We start from the raw sequence: 20,234 nt of genomic DNA, 5'->3' as shown, positions 1-20,234 counted from the left end.
TTTACCTCCTTTCTGACACTTTAATCAATAACTTCATCACATTTTTTACAATATCGTGCTTTTTCTCCATTATCAAAGACTTTCTTCCCAGTTCGTGTAGTTGCATCACAATACTGGCAGACCAACTGAACATTAGAACTATGAAGTGGCCCTTCTTTTTCCATGATTCCCCCTTGTGGATTATCCTGAGTCGGTTGAGTGTGCTTTTTAATTATATTAATCCCTTTAACAAGAACACGGTTTTCTTCAGGAATCACTTCTAAAACTTCCCCTTCTTTTCCTCTATCTTTTCCACTAATAACTTTTACTTTGTCGCCTTTTTTTACATGTAATTTAGGTCGAACCATCTAAACTCCCTCCTTTCCTACAATCCATCTATTAAAGAACTTCAGGTGCCAAAGAAATAATCCTTGTAAATTTTCTTTCTCGTAATTCACGTGCAATTGGCCCAAAAATACGAGTCCCTGTTGGTTCATTATTATTCTCAATTATTACTGCAGCATTTTCATCAAAACTAATATAAGAACCATCATCTCTTCTTACTTCACGTTTAGTCCTTACAATTACTGCTTTAACAACTTCCCCTTTTTTAACCATACCGTTAGGGATAGCTTCTTTTACTGTAGCAACAATTATATCTCCAACAGAAGCATAACGTTTCTTAGAACCACCTAACACCTTAACACATAATAATTCTCTAGCTCCTGAATTATCTGCTACTTTCAATCTGGATTCTGACTGAATCATTCCAACCCCTCCTTTCGATTAAAAACTACTTAGCTTTACGAATAATTTCTTTTAACTTCCAACTCTTATGCTTACTAATTGGACGAGTTTCTTCAATTTTTACGATATCTCCCTCGTTACATTCGTTCTTTTCATCATGTGCTTTAAATTTAGAAGTTCTTTTGATCACACGCTTGTATAAAGGATGTTGCGTCTTTCGTTCAACAGCAACTACAATAGTTTTATTCATTTTATCACTAACAACTTCTCCAATATTTGTCTTTTTATTACTCTTCTCTTCCGCCATAATCTTCCTCCTTTCGATTACGCTTGATTAATCTTAAGCTCACGTTCAGTTAAAATCGTTTTTATTCGAGCAATTGTTTTCTTTACTTCTCGAATTCTAATTGGATTATCAAGTTGCGCAGTAGCATTTTGAAATCTCAAATTAAATAATTCTTCTTTAGACTCATCTAATTTTTTCTCCAATTCTTTATCCGTCAGCTCTCGTAATTCCTTAGCTTCCATTCGCCTCACCGTCCATTTCTCCCCGTTTTACAAATTTAGTGTCGATAGGCAGTTTATGTGACGCCAACCTCATAGCTTCACGAGCAACCTCTTCTTCTATACCAGAAACTTCAAACATTACCCGACCTGGTTTTACAACAGCAACCCATTTTTCTGGTTCTCCTTTACCACTACCCATTCTAGTCTCAGCAGGCTTGGCAGTTACAGGCTTATTAGGGAAAATATTGACCCAAACCTTACCTCCACGTTTAATGTAACGAGTAATAGCAATTCTAGCTGCCTCAATTTGACGATTAGTAATCCAAACTGGCTCTAACGCTTGTAAACCGTATTCCCCAAAGTTAACTTTATTACCTCGTCTTGCTTTCCCTTTTAAACGACCACGATGTTGTTTTCTATGCTTAACACGCTTTGGTATTAACATCAAAATGCCTCCTTTCTAATTATTCTTCATCAATTTCAGGTAAAATCTCACCTTTATAAATCCAAACTTTGACTCCAATTTGCCCATAAGTTGTATCTGCTTCTGTAAAACCATAATCAATGTCAGCACGCAAAGTATGCAATGGAACACTACCTTCACTATATCCTTCAGTTCGAGCCATATCAGCTCCACCTAATCTTCCAGCACACTCAACTTTAAACCCTTCAACACCTCGTTGCCTCATTCCACGATTAATTGATTGTTTCATTGCTCTTCTAAAAGAAACTCTATTTTCTAATTGTTGGGCAATGTTTTCAGCAACTAACTGGGCATTTTGATCAGGTTTCTTTACTTCTACAACATTAACTTGTACTTTTTTACCAGTAATATCTTCTAATTCAGATCGTAGCTTATCTACTTCAGAACCACCTTTTCCAATTACCATACCAGGTCTAGCAGTATGAACATCTAACTTAATTCTATTAGCAGCTCTTTCTATTACAATCCGTGCAATACCAGCTTCATACATCTTTGTCTTAATATGCTCTCTAATTTCCAAGTCTTCATGCAATAAATTAGCATATTCATCTTTATCTGCATACCATTTTGCATCCCAGTCTTTAACAACTCCAACTCTTAGACCATGTGGATTTATTTTTTGTCCCATCTAATTATCCCTCCTTTTTTTCTGCCACTTTAAGCGTAACATGGCTTGTTCTCTTATTAATAGGACTCGCTTGTCCCATAGCTCTCGGCTTATATCTCTTCATTGTTGACCCTTCATCTACATATGCCTCAGATATATATAATTCATCAGCAATCATACCATGATTATTTTCAGCATTAGCAACAGCAGAATTAAGAACTTTTTCTACTATCTTAGATGCTTTCTGTGGTGTATTTCTTAAAATTCCAATTGCCTCACCAATTTCTTTACCCCTTACCAAATCGACTACTAATCTAGCTTTTCGTGGGGAAATTCTAACACGTTTAGCAGTTGCTCTTGCTTCCATAGTTTAACCCCCTTTGTCTTAAAATCTAATTAACTACTTAAGCGATGTAGATCTCTCAGTATGTTGACTATGAGATCTAAAAGTCCTTGTTGGAGCAAATTCTCCTAACTTATGTCCAACCATCTCTTCAGTAATATATACTGGAACATGCTTCCGTCCATCATAAACAGCAATTGTATGTCCTACCATCTGTGGAAAGACAGTTGAACTTCTTGACCAAGTCTTAATAACCTTTTTTTCTCCAGCTTCATTCATCTTCTCAACCTTAGCTAATAACTTTTCATCTACGAATGGTCCTTTTTTTAATGAACGACCCAATTTATTATGTCCCCCTTTCTTCTAATTACTTCCTTCTTTTCTTTTTAGCATGACGACTTCTAATAATCATCTTATCAGATGCTTTAGGTTTACGAGTCTTCTTACCAATAGTAGGCTGTCCCCAAGGTGTTACCGGCTGTCGACCAGCAGGTTTTTTACCTTCTCCACCACCGTGTGGATGGTCATGTGGGTTCATCGCTGTACCACGAACACTAGGCCTTCTTCCTAACCAACGACTTCTACCAGCCTTCCCGATAGTGATATTTTCATGTTCAACATTTCCTACTTGACCAATTGTTGCTTTACAAGTAAGATTGATCAACCTTACTTCTCCTGATGGTAGTTGAATATGAGCATACTTTCCTTCTTTAGCCATAATTTGAGCTTGAGCACCAGCAGAACGAACCATCTGGCCACCTTTTCCAGGTTTCATTTCAACATTATGGATTACAGTACCAACTGGAATATTTTCCAAAGGCAAAGCATTTCCTACTACAATATCAGCTTCTGAACCAGAAAGAACCTCATCTCCTACTTTTAACCCTTTTGGAGCAATAATATATCTCTTCTCTCCATCAGCATAATGTAGCAAAGCAATCCTTGCAGAACGATTGGGATCGTACTCAATTGTAGCTACCTTTGCTGGAATCCCATCTTTATCTCTTTTAAAATCAATTATTCTATACATTCTTTTATGTCCGCCACCACGATGACGAACTGTTATTCGACCATTAGCATTTCGTCCACCAGTCTTTTTCAGCGGCTTAAGTAAAGACTTCTCTGGTTTATCAGTAGTAACTTCTTCAAAACTATCAACCGTCATATATCTACGAGCCGGCGTAGTCGGCTTAAACTTCTTAATTGCCATTCTATTTCCCTCCTCTTCTTAAAAATTAAATGCCTTCAAAAATATCAATTCTATTATCTTCAGCTAATTTAACTCTAGCTTTTTTCCATTTAGCTGTTCTTCCTTCATGATAACCCATTCTTCTTTTCTTTCCTGGCATTCGATTAGTAGTTACTTTTTCAACTTTAACATCAAAAATTTCTTCAACTGCTTTCTTTATTTCAGTCTTATTGGCTTTAAGTTGAACTTTAAAAGTATACCAATTCTTTTCTTCCATATCCATCATACTTCTTTCAGAAATATGAGGCGCAATAATAACATCTCTAAGGTTCTTCATTAGATCAGCACCTCCTCAACTTGGGCAGTTGCTTTTTCAGTCATTATCAACTTGTCACTATTTAAAACATCATAAACAGTTACCCTATCTGCTGTAACAACTCTTACCCCTGGAATATTTCGGGCAGATTTATATACGTTATCATCTCTACCTTCTATTACAATCAACACTTTCTTGTTTTCAGCTTCTAAATTATCTAAGACAGATACCATCTGCTTAGTTTTAGGAATTGAAAAATCAAATTCATCAACAACAATCAAATCATTTTCAACTACTTTTGCTGTTAAAGCTGATTTAACTGCTAACTTCTTTACTTTCTTAGGGATCTTTTTCTTATAGCTACGTGGTTGCGGGCCAAAAGTTGTTCCACCACCAACCCAGATTGGCGAACGAATACTTCCATGGCGAGCACGTCCAGTTCCTTTCTGTCTCCATGGCTTACGGCCACCACCACTTACTTCTCCTCGTGTCTTAGTTTTAGCAGTTCCAGCTCTCTTAGCAGCTAATTGAGCAGTAACTGCTTGATGAACTGCTGACTCATTAATCTCTATATCAAAAATTTGTTCATTTAATTCAACTTTACCTGTTTCTTGCCCCTCTACATTACACACTGTTAGCTCCGGCATCTTTTTTCCTCCTTCCTACACATTTATTTGACAGTTTCTTTAATGGTTAATAATCCTTTTTTTGGTCCAGGTATAGCACCTTTAATTAATAATAAATTCTTTTCAGAATCAACTTTTACAATATCTAAATTTTGAATAGTAACCTTTTCGCGTCCCATTCTCCCTGGCATCTTCTTACCTTTGAATACTCTCGCCGGGTCAGAACCAGCACCAATAGCACCTGGCAGTCTATAATTTCGTGAACCGTGAGTCTTTGGTCCAGTTCTAAAATTCCATCGCTTTACTGTTCCAGCAAATCCTTTTCCTTTAGAAGTACCTGTTACATCTACTTTATCTCCTGCAGAAAATACATCTACTGTAACTTCATCACCTGGTTCCAACTCTTTAGCTCCAGCGATTCTGAATTCTTTTACATATTTTTTTGGATTAATTCCATACTTTTCAAAATGTCCTTTAAGTGGTTTGTTTACTCTTGTTTCCTTAACATCTTCAAACCCAAGTTGTACTGAGTTATATCCATCAACATCTTCACTCTTCTTTTGTACTATTGCACAAGGTCCAGCTTGTACAACAGTAACTGGTACCACTTCCCCTTCTTCATTAAACACTTGAGTCATACCAACTTTTTTACCTAGAATACCTTTCATCATTTTGCACCTCCTTACCCAACATCTAATTATAATTTAATTTCGATATCAACACCTGCTGGTAAATCTAACCTCATTAAAGAGTCAACAGTTTTAGGTGTTGGTTCTTTAATATCAATTAAGCGTTTGTGAGTTCTCATCTCAAATTGTTCTCTAGCTTTACTATTTACATGAGGTGAACGCAAAATAGTAAACACCTCTTTTTTAGTAGGTAATGGAACTGGTCCAGAAACTTCAGCACCAGTATTCTTAGCAGTCTCAACAATCTTACTCGCTGAATTATCTAACAATTGATGTTCATATGCTTTTAATCTAATTCTAATCTTTTCTCTAGCCTGTCTAGCCATATCAATTCCACCTCCAAATAACATTTAGTAAGCAGAAAAAAGATGAGGAGGAAATGTCACTCCTCATTCCCTTTCCTATTTATTTATTCAATAATTTCAGTAACAACTCCAGCACCAACAGTCTTTCCACCTTCTCTAATTGCAAATCGAACTCCTGCATCCATTGCAATTGGAGAGATTAAGCTTCCTTCCATTTCAATGTTATCTCCTGGCATTACCATCTCTACACCTTCTGGTAAGTCAATTGTTCCTGTTACATCTGTAGTTCTGAAGTAAAACTGTGGCTTATATCCATCGAAGAATGGAGTATGTCTTCCTCCTTCATCTTTACTTAAAACATAAACCTCTGCTTTAAATTTAGTATGAGGAGTAATACTTCCTGGCTCTGCTAATACCTGGCCACGCTCTATATCTTCTCGATTAACACCTCTTAATAATGCTCCTATATTATCTCCTGCCTGTGCTTCGTCCATCATCTTTCTGAACATCTCAATTCCAGTTACTACTGTTGTCTCTGTATCTTTAATTCCTACTACTTCTACTTCATCATTTACTTCTATAATTCCACTCTCTACACGACCTGTTGCTACTGTTCCACGCCCTGTAATACTGAATACATCCTCTACTGGCATTAAGAACTCTTTATCTGTATCTCTTTCTGGAGTTGGAATATACTCATCAATCGCATCCATTAACTCCATAACATTCTCTGACCATTCTCCAGTTGGCTCTTCTAATGCTTTTAATGCAGATCCTACTACTACTGGAGCTTCATCTCCTTCAAAGTCATATTCATTAAGTAATTCTCTTACTTCCATCTCTACTAATTCAATTAATTCTTCATCATCTACCATATCTGCCTTGTTCAAAAAGACTACTATTCGTGGTACACCTACCTGTCGAGCTAATAGTAAGTGCTCTCTTGTTTGTGGCATTGGCCCATCTGCTGCTGATACAATTAAAATTGCACCATCCATCTGTGCTGCCCCTGTAATCATATTCTTAACATAGTCAGCATGTCCTGGACAGTCTACGTGAGCATAGTGTCTGTTTGCTGTTTCATACTCTACGTGTGATGTTGCTATTGTAATTCCTCTTTCCTTTTCTTCTGGTGCATTATCAATATCTTCAAAATTTGATGAACCTTCCTCACCTTTTGCTAATACCTTTGTAATAGCAGCTGTTGTTGTCGTCTTACCATGGTCTACGTGACCGATTGTACCAATATTAACATGAGGTTTCGTTCTTTCAAACTTTTCTTTTGCCATCTTATTTTCCCCCTTGATTTTAAAGTTTTATTAAGCTTGTTCCATAATTTCTTTAGCAATACTTTTAGGTACTTCATCATAATGATCCATTTGCATTACATACTGAGCACGCCCTTGTGTATTAGAGCGAAGATCAGTTGCATATCCAAACATCTCAGCTAATGGAACATTAGCTCTAATTACTCGTGCATTTCCTCGTTGTTCCATACCTTCAACCTGTCCCCGTCGAGAGTTAAGGTCTCCAATTACATCTCCCATATATTCTTCAGGAGTTGTAACCTCAACTGCCATGACTGGCTCTAGCAATACAGGATTTGCTCTATGTGCACCCTCTCTAATTGCCATAGAACCAGCAATTTTAAAGGCCATCTCAGAAGAGTCAACTTCGTGATACGAACCATCATTTAAAGCAACCTTGACATCAACTACTGGATAATTAGCTAAAACACCATTTTCTAAAGCTTCTCTAACACCGTCTTCAACAGAACTAATGTAATCTCTTGGTACAACTCCGCCAACAATATTATCTTCAAACTCAAATCCTTCTCCGGCTTCTAATGGTTCAATTTCCATAATTACATGACCATATTGACCACGGCCACCAGATTGGCGAATGAATTTGCCTTCAATTTCAGCTTTCTTAGTAACAGTCTCTCGATAAGCAACTTGAGGTTCTCCAATGTTAGCTTCAACATTAAACTCTCTCGTTAAACGATCAATGATTACCTCTAAGTGTAGCTCACCCATACCTGAAATAATTGTCTGTCCAGTTTCTTCATCAGTTCTAACATTAAATGTTGGATCCTCTTCAGCTAATTTCTGTAAAGCTTCACCTAACTTATCACTATCTTTTTGCGTTTTAGGTTCAATAGCTACATCGATAACTGTTTCAGGGAATTCCATAGATTCTAAGATAACTGGCTCATCTGCTGTACATAATGTATCTCCTGTTGTAGTATTTTTAAGTCCTACCGCTGCAGCTAAGTCTCCAGCAAAAACCTCTTCTCTCTCTTCTCGCTTATTAGCATGCATCTGCAAAATTCTACCAACTCGTTCTTTTTCATCTTTTGTTGAATTATAAATATAAGAACCAGCTTCTAGAATTCCAGAATAAACTCTAAAGAAAGCTAACTTACCCACATAAGGGTCAGTCATGATCTTAAATGCTAAAGCAGAAAATGGAGCATCATCAGCAGTTTCTCGACTGATTTCTTCCTCTGTTTTAGGATCTAACCCTGTAACAGATGGTATATCAACTGGTGCCGGCAAATAATCAATAATTGCATCTAATAAAGGCTGAATCCCTTTGTTCTTTAAAGCAGTACCACAAAAGACTGGAGTAAATTCATTATCAATAGTCCCTTTTCGAATAGCTGCCTTAATCTCTTCAACTGTAATTTCTTCACCTTCTAAATATTTCATCATAATTTCTTCATCTAAATCTGCTAATTTTTCAATTAATAATTCACGATATTCTTCAGCTTTTTCTTGTAGGTCATCAGGGATCTCTTTTTCAACATAATCAACCCCAAGTTCATCCTCATAAACAATCGCTTTCATCTCTACTAAATCAATTGATCCTAGATAATTCTCTTCCTTTCCTATTGGAAGTTGAAGAGCAACAGGATTAGCAGCAATCCTCTCTTTCATCATATCTAGTACATTATAAAAATCTGCTCCAGTTCTATCCATCTTATTAACAAAAGCAATTCTTGGTACATTGTATTTATCAGCTTGACGCCAAACTGTTTCAGATTGCGGTTCAACTCCTCCTACTGAACAAAAGACACCAATTGCTCCATCTAAAACTCTTAAAGACCTCTCTACCTCAACCGTAAAGTCCACGTGTCCAGGCGTATCTATGATATTAATTCTATGATCATCCCATTGACAAGTTGTTGCAGCAGAAGTGATTGTAATTCCACGTTCTTTTTCTTGCTCCATCCAATCCATCTGAGAAGCACCATCATGTGTCTCTCCAATTTTATGCACACGACCTGTATAGAATAAAATTCTTTCAGTAGCTGTCGTCTTCCCTGCATCAATATGTGCCATGATTCCAATATTCCTAGTCTTTTTTAATGAAAACTGTCTAGGCACTTCCAACACCTTCCTTTTTATTCTTTAATTACCATCTATAATGTGCGAAAGCTTTGTTTGCTTCAGCCATTCGATGTACTTCTTCCTTTTTTCTTACTGCTCCGCCTTCTTCATTATAAGCATCAACAATTTCACTAGTAAATCTTTCAACCATTTTTCTCTCATTTCTATCCCTTGCTGCATTAATAATCCAACGCATTCCTAAAGTCAAACGCCGATTATTATCGACTTCTATAGGGACTTGATAATTTGCTCCACCAACACGGCGAGTTCTAATTTCTAAAACAGGCATTACATTATTTAAAGCTTCTTTTAAAACTTCCTTAGCATCTTCGCCTGTCTTTTCTGTAATTAATTCCATAGCATCGTAAAAAATATTTTCAGCTAAGCTCTTTTTACCATTAATCATAATCTTATTAATAAATCGACTTACAAGCTTGCTATTATATACTGGATCAGGATCGACCTCTCTTCGTTGAGCTCTATTCTTTCTTGACATCTTATTATTCCCCCCTTTTTTCCATCAATTATTAAATTCCAACCTAATTAAGGCTTTTTAACACCATATTTAGAACGACCTTTACGTCTATCTTCAACTCCTGCAGTATCCAACGCTCCACGTACTATCGTATATCTAACACCTGGCAAATCCTTAACACGACCACCTCTTACTAAAACAACAGAGTGTTCTTGTAAATTATGACCAATTCCAGGAATGTAAGCTGTAACTTCTTTTCCATTAGTTAATCTAACACGTGCTACTTTTCTTAATGCAGAGTTAGGTTTTTTAGGAGTTGCAGTATATACTCTAGTACAAACTCCTCTCTTTTGAGGTGCTCCTTCTAAAGCTCTAGCCCCTTTTTTCTTCTTAACCTTATTTCTTCCTTTACGTATAAGTTGATTTATTGTTGGCATTCACAAAACACCTCCTTCCATTTTTTAATCAAACCAACTAACTATCCTATTGAGTTTTGTTACATCTCAAATCAAATAATTTATAAAATCATGATCTATCTCTTAGTTGCTAGTTCACAACACACTTACGTATTTTAACACTTTGTCTGCTAACTGTCAACCTTTTTCTTGTTTTTTTAATCTTCTACAATTTTCGCATCAATTTCATGGTACTGCTTCATACCAGTTCCTGCTGGAATTAATTGACCAATAATTACATTTTCTTTCAAACCTAGTAAATTATCATTCTTTCCTTCTAACGAAGCTTCAGTTAAAACTCTAGTTGTCTCTTGGAAAGATGCAGCAGATAAAAAGCTATCCGTTGATAGGGAAGCTTTTGTAATTCCTAATAATTCCGGTTTAGCAGTAGCAGGCTCTTTTCCTTCAGCTATTACTTCTTCATTAATCTTTTCAAATTCAAAAACATCTATTAAATTACCAGGTAATAAGTCAGTATCACCAGACTCTTTAATCTTAACCTTACTTAACATCTGCCTGATAATAACTTCTATATGTTTATCATTAATCTCAACCCCTTGTGAACGATAAACACTTTGGACTTCCCTTAATAAATATTTTTGTACATCTCGCCTACCTCTAATTGTTAAGATATCTTCTGGATCTAATGGTCCTTTGGTTAACTTGTCACCTGCTGTAACATACTCTTTATCTTTAACCAGAATTTCAGATCCATAAGGTAATTGATAAGTCTTTTGCCTACCCTCTTCAGTCTTAATCACCGCTTTATAAGAGTTGCTTTTTTCAACTAAATTTACTTGACCATCTAATTCTGTTACAACTGCCTGTCCTTTAGGACTACGGGCCTCAAATAACTCCTCAACTCTTGGGAGACCCTGCGTAATATCATCCCCTGCAACACCACCTGTATGGAATGTTCTCATTGTTAGCTGAGTCCCTGGCTCTCCAATAGATTGAGCAGCCATAATTCCAACTGCTTCTCCTACATTGACCAACTTACGATCAGCAAGATTACGACCATAACACTCTTGACAAACTCCATGTTTTGTTCGACAAGTCAGGATCGTTTTAATTTCTACTGCTTCAATTCCTGCTTTTTCAATCTCATCAATTGCTTCTTCATCAATTATCTCACCTTCTGAAACTATAACTTGCTCTGTGTTAGGATCAATAATATCAACAGAAGCAGTTCTACCTAACACTCTCTCACTTAACGGTTCAATAATCTCTCCATCTTCTTTAATTGCTTCTAGTAATAACCCTTCAACAGTACCACAATCTCTTTCTCTAACAATTACATCTTGAGAAACATCAACCAGTCTTCTGGTCAAATAACCAGAGTCTGCTGTTCTTAATGCAGTGTCGGCCAATCCTTTTCGTGCTCCGTGAGTAGAAATAAAATATTCCAAAACTGTTAGCCCTTCTCTAAAAGAAGCTTTGATCGGCATATCAATAATTCGACCAGAAGGGTCAGCCATCAAACCACGCATTCCACCTAGCTGAGTGATTTGTGATTTATTACCACGAGCACCTGAAGTAGCCATCATATAGATTGGATTAAACTCACCTAAGTTGTCAATCAACGCTTCAGTAACTCTATCTTTAGCTTTACCCCAGATACTAATTACTCGTTGATACCTTTCTTTTTCAGTAATCAAACCACGACGATACTGTCGTTCAACTTTACTAACTTTTTCTTCAGATTCATCCAAAATTTCATATTTCTTATCCGGAATATCAACATCAGTTACACCAATTGTAATTCCAGATTTCGTTGCATATTCAAAGGTTAAGTTTTTAAGAGCATCTAAAATATCAGCAGCCTGATTTGACCCTAATTTTTTATAACTTTCAGTAATCAAATCTCCTAACTCACCTTTGTCAAAAACCTTATTATAAAATGGAAGTTGTTCTGGTAGTGCATCATTAAAGATTACCCTACCTACACCTGTTTCTATCCATTCTCCATTATCTAGTCTATACTTGATTTCAGTCTGTAACTCAACCATATCATTTTCATAGGCTTTTATTACATCAGATGCTGAACCAAAAAATTTGCCCTCACCTTTGGCCCCATCTTTAATAATTGTCAAGTAATAAGCACCTAACACCATATCTTGAGATGGAACAGCAATTGCTTCTCCATCAGCTGGAGATAATAAATTATAAGTAGATAGCATCATTAGTCTACATTCCGCCTGAGCTTCAGCTGATAGCGGAACATGTACTGCCATTTGGTCACCATCAAAATCAGCATTATAAGCTGGGCAGACTAAAGGATGAATTTTAATTGCTTTTCCTTCTACTAAAATCGGCTCAAAAGCTTGAATCCCTAACCTATGAAGTGTAGGAGCACGATTCAATAATACAGGATGTTCTTTAATTACCTCTTCTAATATATCCCAAACTTCTTCATCTAATTTCTCAACCATACCTTTTGCACTTTTGATATTATGGGCCAACTCTTTATCGACCAATCGTTTCATAACAAAAGGCTTAAATAGCTCCAAGGCCATCTTCTTTGGCAAACCACATTGATCCATTCTTAAATCAGGTCCAACAACAATTACAGACCGTCCTGAATAGTCAACACGCTTCCCTAATAAGTTTTGGCGGAAACGCCCTTGCTTTCCTTTTAACATATCGCTTAATGATTTTAATGGTCTATTTCCTGCACCAGTAACGGGTCTTCCACGACGACCATTATCAATCAAAGCATCAACAGCTTCTTGAAGCATTCTCTTTTCATTGCGAATAATAATATCCGGTGCACCAAGATCCAATAATCTCTTCAATCGATTATTACGATTGATTACTCTACGATAAAGATCATTTAAATCTGAAGTTGCAAACCTGCCCCCATCAAGCTGGACCATAGGTCTTAACTCAGGAGGGATAACAGGAATAACATCTAAAATCATCCATTCAGGATTATTACCAGATGTTCTCAAACCTTCTAGCACCTTTAATCTCCGTACTATTCGTTTACGTCTCTGGCCAGATACTTCTTTGGTTTCCTTGGCTAATTCATCAACTTCTTTTTCTAAATCCATATTCTTTAAAATTTCTTTAATCGCACCAGCACCCATGCCGGCCTTGAATTCTTTACCATATTTCATCTTAGCTTCTCGGTATTCATTTTCTGTTAATAATTGTTTATCACTTAATGGTGTATCACCAGATTCAATTACAATATAAGAAACAAAATATAGCACTTTTTCTAAAGAACGTGGTGACATATCCATAACTAATCCTAAACGACTAGGGATTCCTTTAAAGAACCAAATATGAGAAACAGGTGCTGCTAATTCAATATGCCCCATTCTCTCTCTTCTCACCTTAGAACGTGTAACCTCAACACCACAGCGGTCACAAACAACTCCCTTATAACGAACCCGCTTATATTTTCCACAATGGCACTCCCAATCCTTGGTAGGTCCAAAGATCTTTTCACAAAAAAGCCCTTCTTTTTCCGGTTTCAAAGTTCGATAATTAATCGTCTCTGGTTTCTTTACTTCACCACTAGACCAAGAACGAATCTTTTTTGGTGAAGCTAAACCTATTTTCATCGAATCAAAGTTGTTGACATTAAACAAGGGCACACTCCCCCTTCTTTAGTTTAATTTTTAAGCTTAAACTAATAACTTCTGCTCAATCAGCTTAATCTTCATCTTCTTGATCATCTTCAGTATCAATCAAATCCAACCCTAACTTTTTAGTCGTTTCATTGATATCTTTTTCTTCAATCGACAACTCTTCTTCTTCAGCAGAATAAACTTTAGCATCCAGTCCAATACTTTGCATTTCTTTAATTAACACCTTAAATGACTCTGGAATACCAGGCTCAGGTACATTCTCACCTTTCACAATAGACTCATAGGCTTGCACACGACCTACAACATCGTCTGACTTAGCTGTTAGCATCTCTTGTAGTGTATGCGCTGCCCCATAGGCTTCTAAAGCCCAAACTTCCATCTCTCCAAAACGCTGACCACCAAATTGTGCTTTACCTCCTAGTGGCTGTTGAGTTACTAGAGAATATGGTCCGGTTGAACGACCATGCATTTTGTCATGAGCTAGATGATGCAACTTCAGAATATACATTACACCAACAGTTACCCGATTCTCGAATTTTTCTCCAGTTCGACCATCACATAACTCTACTTTCCCATCACGCTCTAACCCTGCTTCTTCTAAGATATCCTCTACCTCTTCTTCAGTTGCTCCATTAAAGACAGGTGTTGAAACATGAATATCTAAAGCTTTAGCAGCCATACCTAAATGCGTCTCCAAAACCTGACCAATATTCATTCTTGATGGTACTCCTAATGGATTTAAAACAATTTCTACTGGCTCACCATTTGGTAAATATGGCATATCTTCTTCAGGTAAAATTCTAGAAATAACACCTTTATTACCATGGCGACCAGCTAATTTATCACCAACAGTAATCTTGAGTTTTTTAGCTACATATACTCGAACTAATCTATTAACTCCTGCTTTCAATTCATCTCCATCTTCTCTATCAAAGACCTTAACATCAACAACAATACCCTCTTCACCATGTGGTACCTTTAGGGAAGTGTCTCTAACCTCTCTAGCTTTTTCCCCAAAAATAGCTCGTAATAACCTCTCTTCAGCAGATAATTCTGTTTCACCTTTAGGAGTTACCTTTCCAACCAAAATATCTCCTGGCTCTACTTCTGCTCCAACCCTAATAATTCCACGCTCATCCAAATCCTTCAAAGCATCATCTCCAACATTTGGTATGCCACGTGTAATCTCTTCAGGCCCCAGTTTAGTATCACGAGCTTCAGCTTCATATTCTTCAATATGGATTGAAGTTAAGGCATCTTCTTTAACCAACTTTTCACTGATTAAAATAGCATCCTCATAGTTATAACCTTCCCACGGCATAAAGGCAACAACACAGTTTTTACCTAATGCTAATTCACCTTTATCAGTCGCCGGGCCATCAGCAATAATCAATCCTTCTTCAACTCGGTCACCTTTTCTAACAATAGGTTGTTGATTCATACAACTTCCTTGATTAGAACGGGCAAATTTAGTCAGCTTATATTTATCAACTGTTCCTTGATCAGTTTTAATCAAGATCTCACTTGCTGATACCTTCATAACTTCACCAGGATTCTTAGCTACTATTACAGCACCAGAATCTTTAGCTGCTTCATATTCAATTCCTGTTCCTACTCGTGGAGCATCTGTCTTTAATAATGGAACAGCTTGCCGCTGCATATTAGCTCCCATTAATGCTCGGTTAGCATCATCATTCTCTAAAAACGGAACTAAGGCTGCAGAAACACTTATAATCTGCTTAGGAGATACATCCATATAATCAACTTTCTTAGGAGAAACTTGTAAAGTTTCTTCTTTGTAACGAACAAAAACCTTATCATTAACCAATCTATTATTCTCATCAAGAGGTTCATTTGCCTGAGTAACTACATATCTATCCTCTTCATCAGCTGTTAAATAGTCAATTTGTTCTGTAACAACCCCATCTTCGACCTTTCGATAAGGTGTTTGGATAAATCCAAACTCATTAGTCTTTCCATAAATACACATAGAACCAATCAACCCAATGTTTGGCCCTTCAGGAGTCTCAATCGGACAAATTCTACCATAATGAGTATGATGTACATCTCTAACATCAAACCCAGCACGTTCACGACTTAGACCACCCGGCCCTAACGCACTCATTCTTCTTTTATGAGTTAACTCTGACAATGGATTAGTTTGATCCATAAACTGAGATAACTGACTACTACCAAAAAATTCTTTGATTGCCGCTGCTACTGGTCGGGTATTAATCAAATTTTGTGGAGTAATTACATCAATATCTTGAATAGTCATTCTCTCTCTGACAACACGTTCCATTCTTGCCAAACCGATTCTAAATTGATTTTGTAATAATTCTCCTACTGTTTTAAGTCGCCTGTTACCTAGATGATCAATATCATCTATCCAAGCAGATTCATCTTTATCTATCAATTTAAGCATATATTTAACTGTTCCTATAATATCTTCTTTAGCCAATGTTCTTTGATCAGGGTCAATATCCAAATCTAACTTTTTATTTATCTTATATCGACCAACTTTAGCTAAATCATATCGTTTAGAATCAAAAAATAATGATTCTATTAAATTTTGAGCACTCTCTACTGTAGGAGGCTCTCCAGGGCGAATCTTTTTATATAATTCAATTAGTGCTTCTTCATGCGTTTCAGTATTATCACGTTCAATTGTATTATGTATTATTTCATGTTCACCAAATAAATCAAGTAATTCAGCATCAGTTCCATACCCTAAAGCTCTGAATAAAACAGTTGATGGTATCTTTCGATTACGATCAACTCTAACTGCAATGATATCCTTCTTGTCATATTCAAATTCAATCCAAGCTCCACGGTTTGGAATTATACTTCCATTATACAAAGTACGCCCATCTTTAGTAACTTCCTGATCAAAGTAGACTCCAGAGGAACGAATTAGCTGATTAACAATTACTCTCTCTGCACCATTGACAATAAATGTACCTTCATCAGTCAACACTGGAAAGTCAGCCATGAAAACATCTTGCTCCTTAATTTCACCGGTTTCTTGATTAATCAACCTGACTTTAACATTTAATGGTGCTGAATATGTTACATCACGATTTCTACTTTCATCTTTATCATACTTGGGCTCATCTAAGTAATAATCGATAAACTCTAATACTAAATTTTCGGAAAAATCTTGAATAGGGGAAATCTCATGAAACATTTCTAGTAAACCTTCTTCTAAAAACCAATTGTATGAATCAACTTGTGTCTTTAATAAATATGGAATCTCCATTCCACCTTCAACCTTAGCAAAACTACGCCTTCTTCTTCTTAAAGAACTTTCTGGACTGGCCATAAATGAATAGTCACCCCCAAAGATTTTATCAGCCTTACTTTGCCATCATTTTCAAATCATTCTATAAAACATTATTTAGTATTTACTTTTTTATATAAACTATACATATAATTAAAATCATGTAAATTTATTTAATCACCTAATAATATGCCTGTAACAATAAACAATAGTAACACAAAGTGCTATCATTGTCAAGAGATGAAGCCGGATTTAGCAAGGTAAAAAAGCACTCTGTTTAATTAAACAGAGTGCTTTTTTTACTACTTATTCTTGTTTGAAAATTAAAGAAAAATTACTTAACCTCTACTTCAGCTCCAGCTTCTTCTAATTGTTCTTTAATTTCCTCTGCTGCTTCCTTTTCCAATCCTTCTTTAACTGGATTTGGAGCGTCATCAACTAATGCTTTAGCATCTTTTAATCCTAAATCTGTAACTTCTCTAACAGCTTTAATCACTTTAATCTTACTACTTCCAGCAGAAGTTAATACAACATCAAATTCTGTCTGTTCTTCAGCGCCACCAGCAGCTCCACCTGCTCCAGGAGCAGCCATTGCTACAGGAGCAGCTGCACTAACATCAAATTTCTCCTCTAATTCTTCAACCAATTCCGCTAATTCTAAAACTGTCATATTTTCAATTGCTTCTAAAATTTCTTCTTTAGTCATTGTTAATATCCTCCTTGAATTTTATTATTCTTTTTCTTTTTTAATTTGGTTAAGTACCTGTACTAATTCCTTTAATGGATGATTTAAACAGTGTACTAATCCATTGATTGGTGCTTTCATACCACGAGCAACTTGTCCTAATAAAACTTCTCGCGGTGGAATATCAGCTAATGCTGTCACTCCATCAACATCAATAATATCGCCTTCAATAATCCCAGACTTAATTTCTAGATCCTCGTGATCATCTGCAAATTCAGATAATACCTTAGCTGGTGCAACTGGATCTTCAGTAGAAAAAGCAATCGCTGTTGGCCCAGTTAAAAAATCTTTAATCTCTTCATAACCTACTTCTTTAGCGGCTAAAAAAGCTAATGTATTTTTAACAACTTTATACTCAACACCAGCTTCTCTCAATTTATCACGTAACTCTGTAACCTCTGCGACATCTAAACCACGATAATCTGTCAAAACAGCTGATTTAGAATCTTTAAATTTCTGAGTAAGCTCTTCAACAACTAACTCTTTCGCTTTTCGCTGACCCATCTTCTTTGACTACACCTCCTCATCAAATACAACTAAAAAAGAGCCCCCCGTAGCATAGCTGGAGACCCACAAATTTATTGCCAAAATACAGAGACAGATTCACCCTATATTTTGCTCCAGCCTCGGCAGGCTCAAGGATTTAAACTTAACTTAATAAGTACCTACTGTCTACGGCTTCGATTTATATTCATTTTTAATCCACAAACTGAATTATAACATATTAATTAATAACAGTCAATATATTTAATCAAAGAATTTAATGACTTCTTGGGAATCTATTTTAATTCCTGCTCCCATTGTAGGAGAAACAGCAATATTTAGTAAGTACTTCCCTTTAGCTCCAGCAGGTCTAGATCTAATTATGACATCCATTACTGTTTCAAAGTTTTCAAACAATTGCTCAACAGTAAAGTCATCCTTTCCGATTGGTAGATGTATATTACCACCATCATCAGCTCTATACTCTATCTTTCCTGCTTTAACATCCTTTACAGCTTTCTCTAAATCAAATGTAACAGTACCAATCTTTGGGTTAGGCATTAATCCTTGTGGCCCTAGTATTGGCCCTAGCTTACCAACTACACTCATCATATCTGGAGTTGCTATTGCTACATCAAAATCTAACCAACCATCTTCTATCTTTTCAACCAATTCATCACTACCTACAAAATCAGCTCCAGCTTCTTCAGCTTCTTTAACTTTTTCACCTTGTGCAAAAACAACTACTGTAACATCTTGGCCAGTCCCTTGCGGCAAGACAACTGCACCTCTAAGTTGTTGATCATTCTTTTTAGGATCAATTCCTAAGTTAACAGCTAATTCAATAGTTTCACTAAAGTTTGCTGTAGCAGTCTCTTTAGCTAGCTCTAAAGCCTCTTTAATTTCATATTCTTTTTCGCGATCAATTTTCTCTAATAGTTCATTATATCTATTAGACATTTGCAAACCTCCTTGGTGGTATTAGCGGAAAATTCCTCCCACTTTTTAAATTATATTTTATTAATTACTTAACCTTAATCCCCATACTCCTTGCAGTTCCTTCAATCATACTCATTGCTGACTCCAAACTAGCTGCATTTAAATCCTCCATCTTTAACTCAGCAATCTCTTTAACATCTTCTTTGCTAACAGTAGCAACTTTATTAATATTAGGCTCTCCAGATGCAGTTTCAATACCTGCCGCTTTCTTTAATAAGTTAGCAGCCGGAGGAGTTTTAGTAATAAAATCAAATGAACGATCCGCATAAACAGTAATCTCAACAGGAATAACATTTCCAGCTTGATCAGCAGTTTTAGCATTAAAAGCTTTACAAAATTCCATGATATTAACTCCATGCTGCCCTAATGCCGGGCCAACTGGTGGAGCTGGATTAGCTTTACCAGCAGAAATTTGTAAACTAATTTTACCAACAACTTTTTTAGCCATTTTCTACACCTCCTTATACATTCTCTATTTGATCAAACTCCAATTCGACTGGAGTTTCACGACCAAACATAGAAACTAAAACAATTAATTTATTTTTCTCATAATCTATTTCTTGAACTTCTCCTACAAAATCTTCAAATGGCCCTTCTGTAACTCTTACACTCTGACCCTCTTCTACCCCAATATCAGTTACCTGCTTTTCTAGCCCCATATCTTGAAGCACATGAGCCATCTCGGTCTCTTTTACTGGTATTGGGTTTGTCCCAGCACTAGCAAAACCAATTACCCCTGGAGTATTACGGACAACATACCAAGAATCATCACCCATAATCATTTCAATTAATACATATCCAGGAAAAATTTTATCTTTAACTACTTTCTTTTTATCATTTTTTATCTTGACTTTGTCTTGAGTCGGAATTAAAATTTCAAAAATATTATCTTCCATTCCTGTTGCTTTAATACGCTGCTTCAAATTTGCTTTGACCTTGTCTTCATGGCCAGAATAGGTATGTATTGCATACCATTCTTTTTTACTACCCATAATAAAGGAACCCTACAAATCTAGT

General features: G+C 36.2%; 24 protein-coding genes and 1 other annotated feature. All 24 genes read right to left on the bottom strand.

Annotated elements, in window-relative coordinates; translation table 11 throughout:
- Positions 1 to 20 precede the first annotated feature (20 nt).
- The 24 genes from rplX to nusG all read right to left on the bottom strand — a co-directional run bounded on the left by rplX (position 21) and on the right by nusG (position 20,209).
- On the bottom strand, positions 21 to 347 hold the full coding sequence (gene rplX, locus ACKF5P_RS00270; RefSeq protein WP_408955513.1) for a 50S ribosomal protein L24: 327 nt from the start codon (positions 345 to 347) through the stop codon (positions 21 to 23).
- A 31-nt stretch (positions 348 to 378) separates the two neighbouring features.
- Positions 379 to 747 carry a 50S ribosomal protein L14 gene (gene rplN / locus ACKF5P_RS00265; protein ID WP_408955512.1) on the bottom strand — a complete coding sequence of 123 codons (369 nt, stop codon included), beginning with the start codon at positions 745 to 747 and terminating at the stop codon, positions 379 to 381.
- Positions 748 to 772: 25 nt separating this feature from the next.
- Complete coding sequence (gene rpsQ / locus ACKF5P_RS00260; RefSeq protein WP_408955511.1) at positions 773 to 1,033, bottom strand: 30S ribosomal protein S17; 261 nt, start codon at positions 1,031 to 1,033, stop codon at positions 773 to 775.
- A gap of 17 nt (positions 1,034 to 1,050) precedes the next feature.
- On the bottom strand, positions 1,051 to 1,254 hold the full coding sequence (gene rpmC / locus ACKF5P_RS00255; protein ID WP_408955510.1) for a 50S ribosomal protein L29: 204 nt from the start codon (positions 1,252 to 1,254) through the stop codon (positions 1,051 to 1,053).
- Positions 1,244 to 1,678: a 50S ribosomal protein L16 gene (gene rplP / locus ACKF5P_RS00250; RefSeq protein ID WP_408955509.1), complete on the bottom strand. Its 435-nt coding sequence runs from the start codon at positions 1,676 to 1,678 to the stop codon at positions 1,244 to 1,246. Before rplP ends, rpmC begins: the two co-directional genes overlap by 11 nt.
- A gap of 19 nt (positions 1,679 to 1,697) precedes the next feature.
- A complete protein-coding gene (gene rpsC, locus ACKF5P_RS00245; RefSeq protein WP_408955508.1) occupies positions 1,698 to 2,345 on the bottom strand; it encodes a 30S ribosomal protein S3 in 648 nt (215 codons plus the stop codon).
- Positions 2,346 to 2,349: 4 nt separating this feature from the next.
- On the bottom strand, positions 2,350 to 2,691 hold the full coding sequence (gene rplV, locus ACKF5P_RS00240; RefSeq protein WP_408955507.1) for a 50S ribosomal protein L22: 342 nt from the start codon (positions 2,689 to 2,691) through the stop codon (positions 2,350 to 2,352).
- A gap of 33 nt (positions 2,692 to 2,724) precedes the next feature.
- On the bottom strand, positions 2,725 to 3,009 hold the full coding sequence (gene rpsS / locus ACKF5P_RS00235; RefSeq protein ID WP_408955506.1) for a 30S ribosomal protein S19: 285 nt from the start codon (positions 3,007 to 3,009) through the stop codon (positions 2,725 to 2,727).
- A gap of 25 nt (positions 3,010 to 3,034) precedes the next feature.
- A complete protein-coding gene (gene rplB, locus ACKF5P_RS00230) occupies positions 3,035 to 3,877 on the bottom strand; it encodes a 50S ribosomal protein L2 (RefSeq protein WP_408955505.1) in 843 nt (280 codons plus the stop codon).
- Between the two features lie 25 nt (positions 3,878 to 3,902).
- Positions 3,903 to 4,193, bottom strand: a complete 291-nt coding sequence (gene rplW / locus ACKF5P_RS00225; protein WP_408955504.1) for a 50S ribosomal protein L23 — start codon at positions 4,191 to 4,193, stop codon at positions 3,903 to 3,905.
- Entirely contained in the window at positions 4,193 to 4,819 is a 627-nt protein-coding gene (rplD, locus tag ACKF5P_RS00220) for a 50S ribosomal protein L4 (RefSeq protein ID WP_408955503.1), read from the bottom strand. Before rplD ends, rplW begins: the two co-directional genes overlap by 1 nt.
- 23 nt (positions 4,820 to 4,842) lie before the next feature.
- The gene (gene rplC, locus ACKF5P_RS00215; protein ID WP_408955502.1) at positions 4,843 to 5,469 is read right to left on the bottom strand and encodes a 50S ribosomal protein L3; all 627 of its coding nucleotides are present in this window, start codon (positions 5,467 to 5,469) and stop codon (positions 4,843 to 4,845) included.
- A 26-nt stretch (positions 5,470 to 5,495) separates the two neighbouring features.
- Positions 5,496 to 5,813 carry a 30S ribosomal protein S10 gene (gene rpsJ / locus ACKF5P_RS00210; protein WP_408955501.1) on the bottom strand — a complete coding sequence of 106 codons (318 nt, stop codon included), beginning with the start codon at positions 5,811 to 5,813 and terminating at the stop codon, positions 5,496 to 5,498.
- Positions 5,814 to 5,896: 83 nt separating this feature from the next.
- Positions 5,897 to 7,081, bottom strand: coding sequence for an elongation factor Tu (tuf, locus tag ACKF5P_RS00205; protein WP_408955490.1), 1,185 nt, complete (start codon positions 7,079 to 7,081; stop codon positions 5,897 to 5,899).
- Positions 7,082 to 7,111: 30 nt separating this feature from the next.
- Positions 7,112 to 9,181, bottom strand: a complete 2,070-nt coding sequence (gene fusA / locus ACKF5P_RS00200) for an elongation factor G (RefSeq protein WP_408955500.1) — start codon at positions 9,179 to 9,181, stop codon at positions 7,112 to 7,114.
- A 28-nt stretch (positions 9,182 to 9,209) separates the two neighbouring features.
- Positions 9,210 to 9,680 (bottom strand): 30S ribosomal protein S7, encoded by a 471-nt coding sequence (rpsG, locus tag ACKF5P_RS00195; protein WP_408955499.1) that lies wholly within the window; start codon positions 9,678 to 9,680, stop codon positions 9,210 to 9,212.
- Positions 9,681 to 9,727: 47 nt separating this feature from the next.
- Positions 9,728 to 10,096, bottom strand: coding sequence for a 30S ribosomal protein S12 (gene rpsL / locus ACKF5P_RS00190; protein ID WP_248617665.1), 369 nt, complete (start codon positions 10,094 to 10,096; stop codon positions 9,728 to 9,730).
- Positions 10,097 to 10,272: 176 nt separating this feature from the next.
- Positions 10,273 to 13,710 (bottom strand): DNA-directed RNA polymerase subunit beta', encoded by a 3,438-nt coding sequence (rpoC, locus tag ACKF5P_RS00185; RefSeq protein WP_408956606.1) that lies wholly within the window; start codon positions 13,708 to 13,710, stop codon positions 10,273 to 10,275.
- A 64-nt stretch (positions 13,711 to 13,774) separates the two neighbouring features.
- Positions 13,775 to 17,032, bottom strand: a complete 3,258-nt coding sequence (rpoB, locus tag ACKF5P_RS00180) for a DNA-directed RNA polymerase subunit beta (RefSeq protein WP_408955498.1) — start codon at positions 17,030 to 17,032, stop codon at positions 13,775 to 13,777.
- Between the two features lie 292 nt (positions 17,033 to 17,324).
- Positions 17,325 to 17,696 (bottom strand): 50S ribosomal protein L7/L12, encoded by a 372-nt coding sequence (gene rplL, locus ACKF5P_RS00175; protein ID WP_408955497.1) that lies wholly within the window; start codon positions 17,694 to 17,696, stop codon positions 17,325 to 17,327.
- A gap of 24 nt (positions 17,697 to 17,720) precedes the next feature.
- Positions 17,721 to 18,239, bottom strand: coding sequence for a 50S ribosomal protein L10 (gene rplJ / locus ACKF5P_RS00170; RefSeq protein ID WP_408955496.1), 519 nt, complete (start codon positions 18,237 to 18,239; stop codon positions 17,721 to 17,723).
- A gap of 25 nt (positions 18,240 to 18,264) precedes the next feature.
- Positions 18,265 to 18,431: a sequence feature (ribosomal protein L10 leader region), on the bottom strand.
- 51 nt (positions 18,432 to 18,482) lie between these two features.
- Positions 18,483 to 19,178, bottom strand: a complete 696-nt coding sequence (gene rplA / locus ACKF5P_RS00165; RefSeq protein ID WP_408955495.1) for a 50S ribosomal protein L1 — start codon at positions 19,176 to 19,178, stop codon at positions 18,483 to 18,485.
- A 64-nt stretch (positions 19,179 to 19,242) separates the two neighbouring features.
- Positions 19,243 to 19,665 carry a 50S ribosomal protein L11 gene (gene rplK, locus ACKF5P_RS00160; RefSeq protein ID WP_408955494.1) on the bottom strand — a complete coding sequence of 141 codons (423 nt, stop codon included), beginning with the start codon at positions 19,663 to 19,665 and terminating at the stop codon, positions 19,243 to 19,245.
- A gap of 13 nt (positions 19,666 to 19,678) precedes the next feature.
- Entirely contained in the window at positions 19,679 to 20,209 is a 531-nt protein-coding gene (gene nusG, locus ACKF5P_RS00155) for a transcription termination/antitermination protein NusG (RefSeq protein WP_408955493.1), read from the bottom strand.
- Between the last annotated feature and the right edge of the window lie 25 nt (positions 20,210 to 20,234).

It is taken from the genome of Natroniella sp. ANB-PHB2, assembly GCF_046097105.1.
Classification (GTDB): Bacteria; Bacillota; Halanaerobiia; order Halobacteroidales; family Halobacteroidaceae; genus Natroniella.
This window is presented reverse-complemented; position numbering and strand designations above follow the sequence as displayed.

Coding starts and splice junctions, on each gene's coding strand:
- rpsQ (WP_408955511.1), bottom strand. CDS start 1,033: ATGGCGGAAGAGAAGAGTAATAAAAAGACAAATATTGGAGAAGTTGTT.
- rpmC (WP_408955510.1), bottom strand. CDS start 1,254: ATGGAAGCTAAGGAATTACGAGAGCTGACGGATAAAGAATTGGAGAAA.
- rplK (WP_408955494.1), bottom strand. CDS start 19,665: ATGGCTAAAAAAGTTGTTGGTAAAATTAGTTTACAAATTTCTGCTGGT.
- rplB (WP_408955505.1), bottom strand. CDS start 3,877: ATGGCAATTAAGAAGTTTAAGCCGACTACGCCGGCTCGTAGATATATG.
- rplC (WP_408955502.1), bottom strand. CDS start 5,469: ATGATGAAAGGTATTCTAGGTAAAAAAGTTGGTATGACTCAAGTGTTT.
- rplL (WP_408955497.1), bottom strand. CDS start 17,696: ATGACTAAAGAAGAAATTTTAGAAGCAATTGAAAATATGACAGTTTTA.
- rplP (WP_408955509.1), bottom strand. CDS start 1,678: ATGTTAATACCAAAGCGTGTTAAGCATAGAAAACAACATCGTGGTCGT.
- rpsJ (WP_408955501.1), bottom strand. CDS start 5,813: ATGGCTAGACAGGCTAGAGAAAAGATTAGAATTAGATTAAAAGCATAT.
- rpsC (WP_408955508.1), bottom strand. CDS start 2,345: ATGGGACAAAAAATAAATCCACATGGTCTAAGAGTTGGAGTTGTTAAA.
- rplN (WP_408955512.1), bottom strand. CDS start 747: ATGATTCAGTCAGAATCCAGATTGAAAGTAGCAGATAATTCAGGAGCT.
- nusG (WP_408955493.1), bottom strand. CDS start 20,209: ATGGGTAGTAAAAAAGAATGGTATGCAATACATACCTATTCTGGCCAT.
- rpsG (WP_408955499.1), bottom strand. CDS start 9,680: ATGTCAAGAAAGAATAGAGCTCAACGAAGAGAGGTCGATCCTGATCCA.
- tuf (WP_408955490.1), bottom strand. CDS start 7,081: ATGGCAAAAGAAAAGTTTGAAAGAACGAAACCTCATGTTAATATTGGT.
- rplX (WP_408955513.1), bottom strand. CDS start 347: ATGGTTCGACCTAAATTACATGTAAAAAAAGGCGACAAAGTAAAAGTT.
- rplD (WP_408955503.1), bottom strand. CDS start 4,819: ATGCCGGAGCTAACAGTGTGTAATGTAGAGGGGCAAGAAACAGGTAAA.
- rplJ (WP_408955496.1), bottom strand. CDS start 18,239: ATGGGTCAGCGAAAAGCGAAAGAGTTAGTTGTTGAAGAGCTTACTCAG.
- rplW (WP_408955504.1), bottom strand. CDS start 4,193: ATGAAGAACCTTAGAGATGTTATTATTGCGCCTCATATTTCTGAAAGA.
- rpoB (WP_408955498.1), bottom strand. CDS start 17,032: ATGGCCAGTCCAGAAAGTTCTTTAAGAAGAAGAAGGCGTAGTTTTGCT.
- rplA (WP_408955495.1), bottom strand. CDS start 19,178: ATGTCTAATAGATATAATGAACTATTAGAGAAAATTGATCGCGAAAAA.
- rplV (WP_408955507.1), bottom strand. CDS start 2,691: ATGGAAGCAAGAGCAACTGCTAAACGTGTTAGAATTTCCCCACGAAAA.
- rpsL (WP_248617665.1), bottom strand. CDS start 10,096: ATGCCAACAATAAATCAACTTATACGTAAAGGAAGAAATAAGGTTAAG.